This is a genomic window from Streptomyces marincola, assembly GCF_020410765.1.
Lineage (GTDB): Bacteria > Actinomycetota > Actinomycetes > Streptomycetales > Streptomycetaceae > Streptomyces > Streptomyces marincola.
The window spans coordinates 1,556,438-1,569,992 of sequence record NZ_CP084541.1 but is presented as its reverse complement, the minus strand read 5'-3'; the positions used below and the strand labels follow the sequence as shown (position 1 = coordinate 1,569,992).

The following is a 13,555-nucleotide window of genomic DNA, read 5'->3' as shown; positions in this document are numbered from 1 at the left end:
CATCTCCGGCGGGCCGGGTCCTGCCCGAGCAGACCGTGTCCGCGCTGACCAAGGAGGAAGCGTTGGCGCGACTTCAGCGGTACAGGTCAGAAGGCACCTGAGCACCGGCGGGCAGCGTCCGCTTCCCTGAGTCCCCAACCGCCGACGTCCGCCTTGTAAGGGCGGCGCTCAGCGGTGGGCCGCTGTTTCGGCGCCGAGACCGGCCGGGTTTGTCCGGACGGCGCGCGTGGTTCTGCGGGCGGTGGGCCGGGCTCGCGCGGTCGGTGCGTCAGGTGCCGTTGACGATCGCGTGGACGACGGAGTCGCGCCAGGCGCCCCGGACGTGGACGTGGTGGCGGATGCGGCCCTCTTCGACAAGTCCGGCCCGGTCGAGCACGGTTCGGGAGGCCGAGTTCTCTGGTGCTCTCGCGGCCCAGAGGCGGTGCAGGCCCAGGTCCTCGAAGCCGAGGGCCACGAGGGCGCGGACGAGTTCGGTGCCGTAGCCCGCGCCCCAGACGTCGGGGCGCAGGGCGAAGCCGATGGTCGCCGCCCGCTGCCCGTGCGGGTCCATCGCCAGCCGGGCGTACCCGACGAGGCGTGCGCCGGCGCGTTCGCACACGGCCAGGGCGTACTCCTCACGTGGGGTGGCGAACGCGGAGACCATCGAGCGGGCCACGATGTGGGCGACCTGGTCGCGGCTTCGCGGTTCGAAGGACAGGTGTTCCGTCGCGGTGGCGTCGCCGTAGATCGCGTGGACGTCGTCCACGTCGTCAACGGTCAACTCCCGCAGCAGGAGGCGTTCGCTGGTACGGCTCACCGGGCGCATGTCCGGTGACCCTACCGGCCCGGGGCGGCGGGGAGTCGCGCTTCGCGGGCTCGGCCGGCGGTCTCGCGAGCGCGGCGCGCGGCGGGCTCCGGTCGCCCCCGGCGCGGGGGGTGCGCCGGGGCCGGGGGGTGGTGTGGTCGGAGGGGGGCCGGGGATGGCGTAGAGTGGTGCACACGACGCGGGGTGGAGCAGCTCGGTAGCTCGCTGGGCTCATAACCCAGAGGTCGCAGGTTCAAATCCTGTCCCCGCTACGACAGAAGGCCCCGGATCTTCCCTGGTCCGGGGCCTTCGTGCTGGGGTGAATGGGGCCCTTCGGCCCACGTGGGGCGAGGGGTCCGCGCGCTAGACTGGCGGGACTTCCAGGAGGCCGCGACGGCGCGGCCCGCGGGCTCGGGCGATCGAGGTGCCGGGAGAGGAGTTGATCTCCCATGGGTTCTGCCCGACTGCCCTTCGGCGGGGCCGCCCCGGGGCCACCGGCCGGCGGGAGCGCCGCCGGTTCCGGCCGGGGCGCGGCGTGCGCCGAGATCGACGACCGACCGCAAATCGCACTATTCTTCGAGCCGTTGATCCGGCGTTCAACCAGCATGGAGGGGCGTGCCCGTGAACGGTGACTCGCCGGTCGTTCCCCGGACCGACCGACCGCATTCGGCCCGGATGTACGACTACCTGCTGGGCGGCAGGGACTACTACGCGGCGGACAGCCAAGCCGCGGAGAACGCGCTGGCCGCCGCGCCGACGCTGCGCATCGCGGCGCAGGAGAACCGCAAGTTCATCGCGCGCGCCGTGCGCCACCTCGTACTGGACGTCGGCATCCGGCAGTTCATCGACCTCGGCCCCGGCCTGCCCACCACGGAGAACGTGCACCAGGTCGCCCAGGAGGCCGACCCCGAGGCGCGCGTCGTCTACGTCGACAACGACCCGATCGTGCTGGCGTTCGGCGGCGCCATGCTGGAGCAGAACGAGCGGACCACCGTGGTGCACGGCGACATCCGCGACCCCCTCGCGGTCCTCCACCACCCCAGGACCAGGGAGCAGATCGACCCGGACGAGCCGGTCGGCGTGCTGGCGGTCGCGGTGCTGCACTTCATAAGGGACGAGGACGACCCGGCCGGCATCGTGCGCGCCCTCGCCGATGTCCTCGCGCCCGGCAGCCACTTCGTGCTCTCGCACGGCACGGCCGACATCTCCCCGCAGGCCGCGATGGGAGTGCAGGCCGCCTACCGTTCGCACGGCGTGCCGTTGACGCTGCGGAGCAAGGAGCGGTTCGGCGAGTTCTTCACCGGCCTTGAGCTGATCGAGCCCGGGATACAGATCGTCTCCGAGTGGCGCGCCACCGAGCCGGAGGCGGAGCGGCCCTCCTGCGAGGACGTGTCCTGGTACGGCGGTGTCGGCCGCCTGTGAGGGAAACGTGTGCGTTCTTCACGTCCCCGACGTGACACCGGTGACTGTCTGACCGGCCTTCCGCCGTGGAAACCTCATTGTCACTTCCCGAGGGAGGGCAATGGACAAGCGGTACGAGGTTTTCTGCCTGGTGGACCGGCATTTCTACGAGGCGCCGGAACGCGCCGCCTCGCGCGACGCCGCGGGCAGCGGGCAGGAAGGTCTGTACGAAACGGCGCGGCGCCCGGTGCCGCAGGGCTGGCTCTCCGAGCGTTTCGGCGACTGGCTGCATCTCCAGCCGCGGGACGGCATCACGCCGCCGCAGGGCTGGAAGATCCACGTGTCCGCCTGCCTCGACAACGCCGACAAGACCGCGGCGAAAGTCTGGGACTATTGCGTGCCGCGCCGCATCCCGTTCAAATTCGTGCCCTCGGCGCATCTGCTGTTCCTGCGCAACTCCAAATACGCGGGCCGCCATTCGAGCGGCAAGTTCGTCACGATCTACCCGGCGGACGAGGCCGCGCTGCGCACCGTCCTGACGGATCTCGGGGACCAACTGGCGGGCGAGCCGGGCCCGTACATCCTCACCGACCTGCGCTGGGAACGCGGCCCGCTGTACGTCAGGTACGGCGGCTTCGTTCCCCGCTACTGCGACGACGGCACGGGCGCGGTGGTCCCCGCCATCGAGAACGCCGAGGGCCGTCTCGTCCCCGACCGCAGGGGGCCCGCGTTCGGCGTCCCCGCCTGGGTGACGCTGCCCCCGTTCCTCGCCCCGCACCTCGCCGCCCGCAACGAGGTCACCGTCGCGGAACTGCCCTACCGCATCGACAGCGCCCTGCACTTCTCCAACGGCGGCGGCGTCTACCGGGGCACCGACACCCGCACCGGCGACGCGGTGGTGCTCAAGGAGGCGCGCCCGCACGCCGGGCTCGCCGCGGACGGCGCGGACGCCGTCACCCGGCTTGAGCGGGAGAAGGCCGCGCTCGACCGGCTGGCCGGGCTGGCCGTGGCGCCCGGGGTGCGGGACTGGCTGACCGTCGGCGAGCACCGGTTCCTGGTGATGGACCACGTGCCGGGCCGCACCCTCAACGCGTTCTTCGCCGAACGCCACCCGCTGCTCGCCACGGACCCGGCGCCGGACGCGGTCGCCTCCTACACCCGGTGGGCGCTGGCGGTGCACCGCAACGTCGAGCGGGCCGTCGCCGCCCTGCACGGCCGCGGCCTGGTCTTCAACGACCTGCACATGTACAACATCATGGTCGCCCCCGACGAGACCTCCGTGACGCTGCTCGACTTCGAGGCCGCGGCCCCGGCCGAGGACGGCGCGCGGCAGGTCGTCGCGCACCCGGGGTTCATCGCCCCGGCCGACCGCACCGGGTTCGCCGTCGACCGCTACGCGCTCGCGTGCCTGCGGCTCGCGCTGTTCCTGCCGATGACCACGCTGTTCGCCGTCGACCGGGACAAGGCGGCGCACCTGGCGCGGGTGGCGCGCCGCGAGTTCCCCGACGTGCCGGCCGCGTTCTTCGACGAGGCCGTCGCCGAGATCGAGGGCCGCGAGGACCGGAACGCGCGCAAGCGCCCGGCCGCCCCGCCCGAGCCGGGCGACTGGCCGGCGGCCCGCGCCTCGATGGCCCGCGCCATCCTGGCCTCGGCCACCCCGGAACGCGAGGACCGGCTCTACCCGGGCGACATCGCGCAGTTCGGGCCCGGCGGCGGGCTCGGCCTGGCGCACGGCGCGGCCGGGGTGCTGTACGCGCTGGCCGAGACCGGCGCGCCGCGGCATCCCGAGGGCGAACGCTGGCTGCTGCGCCGCGCGGCCGATCCGCCGCGCAACACCCCGCTCGGGCTCTACGACGGGCTGTTCGGCGTCGTGCACGTCCTGCACCGCCTCGGGCACACCGAGGCCGCGCTCGGCCTCGCGACGCGCGCGCTCGGCGAGGGCTGGGAGCGGCTGCCCGCCCACCTGCACGGCGGCCTCGCCGGGATCGGGCTCGTCCTGGACGACCTGGCCGCCGACACCGGGAACCCCGCGCTCGCCGTGCACGCCGGCCGCGCCGCGGAACTCGCCGCGCGGCACGTCGCCGGGCCCGCCGAGCCGCGCGGCCACCGCAGGGCCGGTCTGCTGCACGGGGCCACCGGGGTGGCGCTGCTGTTCCTGCGCCGGTACGAACGGACCGGCGAGGTCCGGCTGCTCGCGACGGCCGCCGCCGCGCTGCGGCGCGACCTCGCGCACTGCCGGGCGGACCGTTCCGGGGCGCTCCTGGTCGACGAGGGCGACCGGCTCATGCCCTACCTCGGCGAGGGCAGTGTCGGCATCGCGGCGGTGCTGGACGACTACCTGGCCGCGGCCTCATCGGCGGGACTGCCCGCTGAGGAGGACCTGGCCCGGGCCGCGGCGGACATCCTGCCCGCCGCGCGGCTGCGGTACTACGCGCAGCCCGGCCTGTTCCGCGGCCGGGCCGGCATGATCTGGCACCTGGCGCGCACGGCCGCGAGGCCCGCGCCGCCCGGTCGGCGCCCCGGGCCCGAGCCGGAGGCCGCCCTCGCCGCGCAGATCGACGCGCTCGGCTGGTACGCGATGGCCTACGACGGCGAACTCGCCTTCCCGGGAGAGCAGATGATGCGCCTGTCGATGGACCTCGGCACCGGGACCGCCGGCTGCCTGCTGGCCCTCGGCACCGCGCTGCACCGGCCGGGGGACCCGGCCGGCCTGCCGCGCCTGCCGTTCCTGCCGCACCCGCGGCACCCCAAGGCACGGCCTCCGTCCGCCTGACGGAGGCCGTGGGCGCCCCGCTCGGGGCCGCCCGTGCACGACCCGTTCACCTTCTCGAAGAGAGGAACCGCCATGTCCCTTCTTGACCTTCAGAGCATGGAGCCCGAGGTTGCCACCGGCGGCGGCGGCGAGGGCGACCTCAGCAGCCTCAGCCTGCTGATCTGCGACACCCACAGCTCCAACAGCGTCATCCTCTGTCTCTGAGTCCGAGGCCCGGGGCATCCCGGCGGACACCGCGGCCCCGCGCAGCAGCGCGGGGCCGCGCCCGTTCCCGCGAAGGAGCAGCGAAGCGCCATGCCGACGCACCTTCTGGACCCGACCCTGCGCGCCACGGCCCGGCAGGGCGCCGGCCGCATGGCCGTGCTGTTCGCGCTGTCCCTCGCCGCCGCGGGCGTGGCGCTCGCGCTGCCCACCGCGCTCGGCCGCGCCCTCGACGCGCTGCTGGCCGAGGGGGACGCCGCCGGCGGCCCGGCCCTGCTGACCGCGGGCCTGGTCATCGCGCAGGTCCTCGTCGGCGTGCTCACCACCGTGCTCACCGCCGGCGCCGACGCGCACGGCGCCGCCTGGCTGCGCGGCCGGCTGCTGCGGCACCTGCTGGCGGCGGGCCCGGGGGCCGCGGCCCGTTTTCCCGAGGGCGACCTGGTCGCCCGGGCCACGGGGAACGCCGTCCACGCGGGCGCCGCGCCCGCCGCCCTGGCCGCGGCCTTCGCCGCCGCCGCGACCCCGCTGGGCGCGATCGTCGCCCTGGCCGTGACCGACGCGCGGCTCGCGCTGGTCTTCCTCGCGGGACTGCCGCTGCTCGCCCTGCTGCTGCGGGCGTTCGCGCGGTCGGCGGGCGACGCGTTCGCCGGCTACCAGCGCGCCCAGGCTGACATCGCGGGCCGCCTGGTGGACGCGCTGCGCGGGGCCAGGACGATCGCCGCCGCGGGCACCGAGGAGGCGGAACGGCGCCGCGTGCTCGACCCGCTGCCCCGGCTCGGCGAGCACGGCCTGCGGATGTGGCGGGTCAACGCCCGCGCCACGGGCCGGGCCGCCGCGCTCACGCCGCTGCTCCAGCTGGCCGTGGTCGCCACCGGCGGGCTGCTGCTCGCCGTCGGCGACCTGACCGTCGGCGGCCTGCTCGCGGCGGCCAGGTACGCCGCGCTCGCCGGCGGCGTCGGACTGTTCGTCGGCCACCTCAACCGCCTGGTGCGCGCCCGCGCCGCCGCCGTGCGCGTCGGCGAGGTGCTGGCCGTGCCGCCGCAGCGCCACGGCGGCGCGGCGCTGCCGCCCGGCGGCCCTGGGCGGGTCGAGTTCCGGGGCGTGAGCGCGCGGCGCGGCGGGCGGGAGGTGCTGCGCGGGCTCGACCTGGTGGTGCCGGGCGGCAGCACCGTCGCCCTCGTCGGCCGCTCGGGGGCCGGCAAGTCGCTGCTCGCCGCGCTCGCCGGCGGCCTGGCCGAGCCCGACGCAGGACGGGTGCTCATCGACGGCGTGCCCGTCACCGACCTGGCGCCCGACGCGCTGCGCGCGGAAGTCGGCTACGCGTTCGAACGCCCCGCGCTGCTCGGCGGCACGCTGGCCCCGACCGTCGCCGCCACCATCGGCCTCGGGCCCGGCCCCGCGCCGCCGCCGGAACGCGTCGCGGCGGCGGCGCGGGCGGCCCGCGCCGACGGCTTCATCCGCACCCTCCCCGCGGGGTACGCGACCCGCTGCGACGGCGTTCCCCTGTCCGGCGGCGAACTGCAACGGCTCGGCCTGGCACGGGCGTTCGCCCGCGGCGGTCGGCTGCTGATCCTCGACGACGCCACATCGAGCCTCGACACGGTCACAGAACTGCACGTGGCCCGCGCCCTCGCCGCGCACACCGCGGCCCGCACCCGCCTGGTCGTGGCCCACAGGGCAGGCTCCGCCGCCCGCGCCGACCTCGTGGCCTGGCTCGACGAGGGCCGCGTCCGCGCGCTGGCGCCGCACGGCGAGCTGTGGGCCCGCGCCGACTACCGGGCGCTGTGGGCGGCCGACGAGCCCGCGCGCGGCGAGGCCGCCGGGACGAGCGAGGCGAGGGCGGGAGGTGCGGCCGGTGCGTGACCACGCGGTGTTCCGGTACCTGCGGCGCAACCGCCGCCCCCTGGCCGTCCTCGCCGCGTGGGGCCTGCTGCCGGCCGCGCAGACGTTCCTCCTCGGCTACGGCCTGGCGCGCGCCCTGGACGACGGGTTCCTCGCCGGGCGCACCGGCGTCGGCCTGGCCTGGCTGGCGGCGGCCGGCGGCGGCGTGCTGGCCGGCGCGTTCGGCACCGCGCGCGTGCACCGCGCCGTGGGGGCGCTCGCCGAGCCGCTGCGCGACGGCCTGGTGCGCGAGGTCGTCGCGCGCGGGCTGCACCGCGCCGTGCGCGCCGGGCGGCCGGAGAGCGGCACCGCGGACGTGTCCCGGCTGACGCACCAGGTCGAGATCGCCAGGGACAGCTTCGCCGGACTCGTACTCGTGCTCCAGATGTTCGTGTGCACGCTCGCGGGCTCGCTGGCCGGGCTCGCCTCGCTCGCGCCCGTGCTGCTGCCCGTCGTGCTCGGCCCGCTGCTGCTCGCGCTCGCCCTGTTCGCCTGGTCGCTGCGCCCGCTGGCCAGGCGGCAGCGCGCGGTGCTGGTCGCGGACGAGGCGCTGGCCGACGCGTTCGGCGAGACGGCCGGGGGGCTGCGGGACATCACGGCCGCGGGCGTGCGGGGCCGGGCCGAGGCGGCCGTCGGCGCGCGCGTCGACGCGGAGCTGGCCGCCGCGCTCGCGCTCGGCCGCTGGGGGGCCGTGCGCGTGGTCGCCCTGGGTATCGGCGGTCAACTGCCGGTCCTGCTGCTGCTGTTCCTCGGCCCCTGGTTGCTGCGCAACGGCGTGACGCCGGGGGGCCTGCTCGGCGCGCTCACGTTCGTCACGCAGGCCCTGCTGCCCGCGTTGCAGGCGCTGCTCGGCGGTGTCGGCAGCGCCGGCACCCGGCTCGCCGTGGTGATCGCCCGGCTGCGCACCGACCCGCTGCCGCCGCAGGGCCCGCCCGCCGAGTCGGCGCGGGAACGGGCCGGGGCGGCGGTGGAGCCGTCCGGGTCGGTGGTGGAGCCGTCCGGGTCTGCGCCGGCGGAACGGGCCGGACCGGCGCCCGCGCGGGAGGCGCGCGCGCCGGGGGTGGGCGCGGCGCGCCGGCGGCCGGCCGTGGAGCTGCGCGGTGTGACGTTCGCCTACGGCGGCCGGGCCGACCCCGTGCTCGACGGCCTCGACCTGGCCGTGCCACCCGGCGGGCACCTGGCCGTCGTCGGGCCGAGCGGCGCGGGGAAGTCGACGCTCGCCGCGCTGGCCGCCGGCCTGCTCGCGCCGCGCGCCGGCCGGGTCGCGCTGTGCGGGCGGCCGGTGGCCGGACGCACGGCAGCGGAACTGGCCGCGCTGCGCGTCCTGATCCCGCAGGAGGCGTACGTGTTCCGCGGCAGCGTCGCCGACAACCTCTCCTACCTGCGCGCCGCGCCCCCGCCGGCCGCCGCGCTGACCGCGGCGGCCGAGGCGGTGGGCGCGGGCGACCTGCTCGACCGGCTCGGCGGCCCGGCCGGGCAGGTCGACCCGGCCGCGCTGTCCGCGGGGGAGCGGCAACTGCTCGCGCTGACCAGGGCCTTCCTCTCCCCGGCGCCCGTGGCGCTGCTCGACGAGGCCACGTGCCACCTCGATCCGGCCGCGGAGGCGGGGGCGGAGCGGGCCTTCGCCGCCCGTCCCGGCGGCACGCTCGTCGTGATCGCGCACCGGATCAGCTCGGCCCGCCGCGCGGACCGCGTGCTGGTGCTCGACGGCGCCGAGGCGCACAGCGGGACCCCGCGCGAACTGCTCGATCGATCCGCCCTCTTCCGCGACCTGGCCGCGGGCTGGTCAGACCCAGCCCGCGCTCCTGGCGATGCGGATGGCGTCGACGCGGTTGCGGGCCCCGGTCTTGCGGATGACGGCGGCCAGGTAGTTGCGCACCGTGCCCTCCGCGAGCCATAACTCGCCGGCGATCTCCGGCACCGGCGCGCCGTCCGCGGCGAGGGCGAGGACCCGCAGCTCGCGGGGGGTCAGGGGCATGCGGGACGCGCTGAGGAAGTCGTAGGCGAGCGCGTCGTCGACGTAACGGCCCCCTTTGGCCACCGCGCGTATGGCGTCGAGCAGGCGCTGCGGCGGGGCCTCCTTGCTGACGTAGCCGAGGGCGCGCGCCTCGAACGCCCGGGTCAGCAGCCCGGGTCTGCCCGCCGGTGCCAGGACGACCAGGCCGTGCTCGTCCTCGGCACCCGTCTGCCGAACCGTTTCGTCCGCGTACCGGGCGAACCCGGGGCAGGTCACGTCCGCGAGCCGTACCGTGCCCGGTGGCGGCGGCTCCGCCCTGGTCAGTGCCTCCCAGGAAAGGGAGGAAATCTCGATGTCCACCTCCGCGCCCAGCAGCGAGGTCAAACCGCAGCGCAGCAGGGTGTCATCGTGCACGAACAGTAACCGGATCACGGATGGTGCCTCCTCGGGCAAAGACTCGGACTCGCCCCCCGACCCCTTAGTTTCCTCATATCCGTGTCCCCAGGCCCCCGGAAAGTGAACCCGCGTCCGCGCGTGCGGGAAGCACGCGGGGCGCACAGGGGCGCACAGCGGAATTCATTCTTGCCGCATTTCGGGCAGTTTTCAGTTCCGCCCGCGAAAACACAACAGGGGTGGTAACGGAGGATTTTCCGCGTAGTTTTCGCGGGTACCGGAGAGTCGCGTTCCGGGGCCGGAGTCGGCCACTTCCGGGAATTACGGAAACGCATCGCGAACGCGTGTGCGTGCGGACGGATGGATGTGCGAACGAGGGGTGCGCGTCGTTCGGGAGGCGTGTGTCGTTCGGGAGACGTGGGCCGTCAGGGGGCCTGCGGCACCGCGGCCGGGGTCTCGGCCGCGGGGGAGGGGCGCAGCAGCCTGGCGGCCACGAAACCGGCCCCGATGAGCGCGATCAGGGACAGGCCGGTGCTGAGCCAGCTGACGCCGAGCAGGTGTCCGCCCAGGTAGCCGACGCCGACGCTGTACCCGGTCCACACCACGGCGGCGAGCGCCGACCAGGGCAGGTACTCGCGGGTGCGGCGGCGCGCCACTCCGGCGCCCAGGCTGACCACGGCGCGCCCTGCGGGCGCGAACCTCGCCAGCACGACGAGGGGGCCGCCGCCCCGGCCGCGCAGCGCCGTCGCGAGGCGCTGCTGCGCCGCGTCCAGCCGCCGCGAACGGGCGATGGCGCTGTCGAACCTGCGCCCGCCGCGCAGCGCGAGGCGGTGGGCGAGCAGGTCGCCGACGACGGACGCCGTCGTGGCGCACAGCACCAGCAGGAGCAGGTGGGGCAGGGCCTGGTCGGGGCCGGGGGTCGGCAGGCCCGCGACGTCCGCGGCGGTGCCCGCGGCGGCGGTGGCCGCGGTGACGACGAGCACACCGCTGGGCAGGAACGGCACGAAGACGTCGAGCAGGATCGAGGCCGCGACGATCACGTAGATCCACGGGGCGTACAGCAGTATCCCCAAGGTCTCCTGCACGGTGGTCCCCGATTCCCCGTCCGAAATGCCTGATGCGAGTGCGTGTTCGATATGACGCGCTCTTGCACGGCGATGGTTCCGCCGTACAGCGTACGCCCGGGTCCTCCGCGCGGTGCACGCGGGTGCGTGTGGGCGGGCTTCCCGAAGTCTGCACTGTGCAGGGTGAACCCAGGGAAAGGCAATCACCACGAAGGAGAACGATGAAGATTCTGGCGACGGGCGCGGTTGCCATGACGGCGGTGCTCGCGACGGCGGGCAGCTCGGTGGCCGCCGGGCAGGACGACGTCCTGCTGTACGACGCCGGGCGGTTCGCGCCGCTGGGGGCGGGCGCCGGCGCGGTGCCCAAGGCGGTGACCTACAACGAGGAACTGGTGCCCGCCGGGTCCGAGATCCACGTGGCGCAGGGCATCAGGGGCAACTCCATGCTCATCGACATCGCCACGCTCGGCCTCGACCCCGGCCACACCTACGGCACCCACGTGCACACCGAGCCCTGCGGCGCCGACCCGGCCGACGCGGGCGGCCACTACCAGAACGAGCAGGGCGTCGTGGACGAGGACAGCGAGGTGTGGCTGGACTTCACGGTCGACGAGCGCGGCGTGGGGCAGGCCGAGGTCCACAAGAACTGGCTGTTCCGCGCGGGCGAGGCGGGTTCGCTCGTGCTGCACGAACGGGGCACGTCCGAGGGGCACGACGAGCACCCGCCCGGTGACGCCGGGGCTCGCGTGGCGTGCTTCTCCATCCCGTTCGCGGGAGTGCCCGCGGCCTGAGCGGGCGCGTCCCGGGCGGCGCGCCGCGCGCCGCCGCCGGAGCGGTCCGCCGGCCGGGAGAGGGCCCGGCCGGCGCACCGCTCCGGCGCGTTCAGGAGCCCACAGGGTGCCGGCCGTGCGGATTCCGGCGGTTCAGGGCCTGACGGTGAGGCGGATCAGGCCGTCGGACGGGGGGAAGCCCTCGGGGCGCGGGCGCGGCGCGGCCTCGACCCGCACGTTCTCCAACGTGGCCGCGTAGGCGGTCGGCGCGAGCGACGCGGCCCGGAGGCCGACGCCGATCACGCGCATCCCGGCGGCGCGCGCCGCCTCGATGCCGGCCGCCGAGTCCTCGAAGACGAGGCAGTCGGCCGGGGCGATGCCGAGTTCGGCCGCGCCCTTCAGGAAACCCTCCGGGTCCGGCTTGCTCGCGCTGACCGACTCGGCCGTGATCCGGACCTCGGGCATCCGCAGCCCCGCGGCCGACATCCGGGCCCGCGCCAGCCCGGAGTCCGCCGAGGTGACCAGCGCGTGGGGCGCGTGCTCGATCGCGTCGAGGAACGCGCCGGCGCCGGGGATCGGGACGACGCCCTCGGTGTCGGCGGTCTCCCGGGCCAGCAGCCAGGCCGCGTCGGCCTCGTGCTCCTCGACCGGCCGCTCGGGCAGCAGGTCCGCCATCGTGGCGCGCGCCTGCCGGCCGTGCATGATCGCGAAGACCCGGACCGGGTCGACGTCCCGCATCTCGGCCCAGGTCCGCCAGACGCGTTCCACGGCCGCGTCCGAGTTGACCAGGGTGCCGTCCATGTCGAGGAGGAGTGCGCGGGCCGTCAGCGTGAGGGGCGACATCGTGGCGGGCTCCAGATCGGGAGGGAAGGCCGGGGCCGGGGCGGGCGGTGGCGCGGTGTGCGGGTGTCGGTGCGGGACAGGAGGAAGCCAGTGGCCCCGCCCGTCACGGTCGGGGAGGCGGGCGGAACCACTTTGTTTTACTACGGTACAAAACGAGGGGCCCGTCGCGCCACCCCCTCCCTCGTCCGGTGGGCAACCGTCGCCGGAAGTTCGGCCGCCATTCACGCTCCCTGGCCCGGCGGCCCCCGCGTCGCCCGGCGCGCGCCGCCCGGCCCGCCGAGGTGGCCCCGCGCTCGGGCCCGGCCGGCTCCGCGCCGCGGCCCCGCACCGGCTTTCCGCAGGTCACGGGGCGTGCCGCCGACCGGAACCGCGACCGCGGCACGGGGCCGTTCCGCCCGCCCGCGCCGCACGCCTGATGGCCCAGGGAACGATGCGCGCGCGAGCCCGGAACCGCCCCCGTGCGACCCCCGCCATCCCCCGTACGGGTGGTGCATAATCGCTGCCAATCGATCGGGAGGGGGGCAGTGTGACGATCGACCGGTCCGAGTGCCTGATCTGCGGCCGACCGGTGCTGCCCACCGGCGAACCCGACTGCGAATGCTGGACCCACTCGCTCTCCCGGCCCGTCGAACCCCCGCTGCACGGCCCCGATCCCGCCGACGTCGCCCTCTTCCCCGTGGACGCCTCCGCGCCCGGCCGGCGGCAGGTCCCGACCGGCGCGCCGCGCGCCGCCCGCGCCCCCGGGAGCCGGCCCGCGCCTTCCGTGCCGCAGCGTCCCACCGGCACCCACCGCAAGCCGCGCGGGCGCACCCGCATCGCCACGGCGGCCGGTGGCGCGGTGGCCGCCGTGGTCGGCTGCACGGCGCTCGCCGCCTCGATCCTCAGCGGCCAGGGGCGGCAGGAGCAGGCCCACGAACCGGACGGCGCCGGCCCGAGCCTGGCCCAGCCCGACGGCGGGGACGCCCGCCCCGACCCGCCGCCGCCACCGGCGCCCGACCGCGAGGGCGCCGACGCCGCGCCGGGCCCGGGGCCCGCCGACCCCGAGCGTTCGGAGCCGGAGGGCGGGGAGGGGACGGCGGATTCCGAGCGGACCGAGTCCGCGCCCCCGGACGAGGAGCCGTCCGAGCCGCCGTCCGCCGACAGGCCGGAGCCCGACCCGGTCGATCCCGAGCCCACGCCCGACGCGCCGCCGGCCCCCGGCCCCGAGACCCCGGCCACCCCTGAGCCGCCCGCGCCCTCGGAGCCGCCTGCGGGCGCCGGGCCCGTGCTCGGCGCAGGCGACGAGGGCCCGGAGGTGGCCGAACTCCAGCGGCGCCTCCTCCAGTTGAACTGGCTCTACCACGGGGAGGCGCACGGCCGCTACGACGAGCAGACGGCCGCGGCCGTGGCCCGTTTCCAGGTCGCCTACGGGGTGCGGGGCGATCCGGAAGGGCTGTACGGCCCCCAGACCCGGCGTGCGCTGGAGCAGCACACGCGGCTGTGAGCGAC

At 76.2% G+C, this 13,555-nt stretch carries 11 protein-coding genes and 1 tRNA gene; 8 read left to right on the top strand and 4 right to left on the bottom strand.

Features of this window, described 5'->3' with window-relative positions; genetic code table 11:
• Positions 1–268: 268 nt before the first annotated feature.
• Positions 269–805, bottom strand: a complete 537-nt coding sequence (locus tag LC193_RS06650; protein WP_226072512.1) for a GNAT family N-acetyltransferase — start codon at positions 803–805, stop codon at positions 269–271.
• A 177-nt stretch (positions 806–982) separates the two neighbouring features.
• On the opposite strand from LC193_RS06650, the gene LC193_RS06645 reads away from it, so the two are divergent.
• From LC193_RS06645 to LC193_RS06620, 6 genes are all read left to right on the top strand, one after another.
• Positions 983–1,056, top strand: a tRNA-Met gene (locus tag LC193_RS06645).
• 349 nt (positions 1,057–1,405) lie between these two features.
• The gene (locus LC193_RS06640; RefSeq protein ID WP_226072510.1) at positions 1,406–2,206 is read left to right on the top strand and encodes an SAM-dependent methyltransferase; all 801 of its coding nucleotides are present in this window, start codon (positions 1,406–1,408) and stop codon (positions 2,204–2,206) included.
• A gap of 100 nt (positions 2,207–2,306) precedes the next feature.
• Positions 2,307–4,958, top strand: coding sequence for a class III lanthionine synthetase LanKC (gene lanKC, locus LC193_RS06635; RefSeq protein WP_226072508.1), 2,652 nt, complete (start codon positions 2,307–2,309; stop codon positions 4,956–4,958).
• 72 nt (positions 4,959–5,030) lie between these two features.
• A complete protein-coding gene (locus LC193_RS06630; protein ID WP_226072506.1) occupies positions 5,031–5,162 on the top strand; it encodes a SapB/AmfS family lanthipeptide in 132 nt (43 codons plus the stop codon).
• A 90-nt stretch (positions 5,163–5,252) separates the two neighbouring features.
• A complete protein-coding gene (locus tag LC193_RS06625) occupies positions 5,253–7,022 on the top strand; it encodes an ABC transporter transmembrane domain-containing protein (protein WP_226072504.1) in 1,770 nt (589 codons plus the stop codon).
• On the top strand, positions 7,015–8,940 hold the full coding sequence (locus LC193_RS06620; RefSeq protein ID WP_226072502.1) for an ATP-binding cassette domain-containing protein: 1,926 nt from the start codon (positions 7,015–7,017) through the stop codon (positions 8,938–8,940). The genes LC193_RS06625 and LC193_RS06620 overlap by 8 nt, the downstream gene beginning before the upstream one ends.
• On the opposite strand, the gene LC193_RS06615 is transcribed toward LC193_RS06620, so the two are convergent.
• On the bottom strand, positions 8,827–9,429 hold the full coding sequence (locus tag LC193_RS06615; protein WP_226072500.1) for a response regulator transcription factor: 603 nt from the start codon (positions 9,427–9,429) through the stop codon (positions 8,827–8,829). The two genes, LC193_RS06620 and LC193_RS06615, sit on opposite strands and share 114 nt — an antisense overlap.
• A gap of 386 nt (positions 9,430–9,815) precedes the next feature.
• Positions 9,816–10,475, bottom strand: a complete 660-nt coding sequence (locus LC193_RS06610; protein WP_226072497.1) for a DedA family protein — start codon at positions 10,473–10,475, stop codon at positions 9,816–9,818.
• Positions 10,476–10,675: 200 nt separating this feature from the next.
• On the opposite strand from LC193_RS06610, the gene LC193_RS06605 reads away from it, so the two are divergent.
• Positions 10,676–11,245, top strand: a complete 570-nt coding sequence (locus LC193_RS06605) for a superoxide dismutase family protein (RefSeq protein ID WP_226072494.1) — start codon at positions 10,676–10,678, stop codon at positions 11,243–11,245.
• A 132-nt stretch (positions 11,246–11,377) separates the two neighbouring features.
• On the opposite strand, the gene LC193_RS06600 is transcribed toward LC193_RS06605, so the two are convergent.
• Positions 11,378–12,067 carry an HAD-IA family hydrolase gene (locus LC193_RS06600; RefSeq protein ID WP_226072492.1) on the bottom strand — a complete coding sequence of 230 codons (690 nt, stop codon included), beginning with the start codon at positions 12,065–12,067 and terminating at the stop codon, positions 11,378–11,380.
• Positions 12,068–12,593: 526 nt separating this feature from the next.
• Here LC193_RS06600 and LC193_RS06595 point away from each other — a divergent pair.
• Positions 12,594–13,550, top strand: a complete 957-nt coding sequence (locus LC193_RS06595) for a peptidoglycan-binding domain-containing protein (RefSeq protein WP_226072488.1) — start codon at positions 12,594–12,596, stop codon at positions 13,548–13,550.
• The last annotated feature ends 5 nt before the right edge of the window (positions 13,551–13,555 follow it).

Coding starts and splice junctions, on each gene's coding strand:
- LC193_RS06625 (WP_226072504.1), top strand. CDS start 5,253: ATGCCGACGCACCTTCTGGACCCGACCCTGCGCGCCACGGCCCGGCAG.
- LC193_RS06600 (WP_226072492.1), bottom strand. CDS start 12,067: ATGTCGCCCCTCACGCTGACGGCCCGCGCACTCCTCCTCGACATGGAC.
- LC193_RS06630 (WP_226072506.1), top strand. CDS start 5,031: ATGTCCCTTCTTGACCTTCAGAGCATGGAGCCCGAGGTTGCCACCGGC.
- LC193_RS06605 (WP_226072494.1), top strand. CDS start 10,676: ATGAAGATTCTGGCGACGGGCGCGGTTGCCATGACGGCGGTGCTCGCG.
- LC193_RS06650 (WP_226072512.1), bottom strand. CDS start 805: ATGCGCCCGGTGAGCCGTACCAGCGAACGCCTCCTGCTGCGGGAGTTG.
- lanKC (WP_226072508.1), top strand. CDS start 2,307: ATGGACAAGCGGTACGAGGTTTTCTGCCTGGTGGACCGGCATTTCTAC.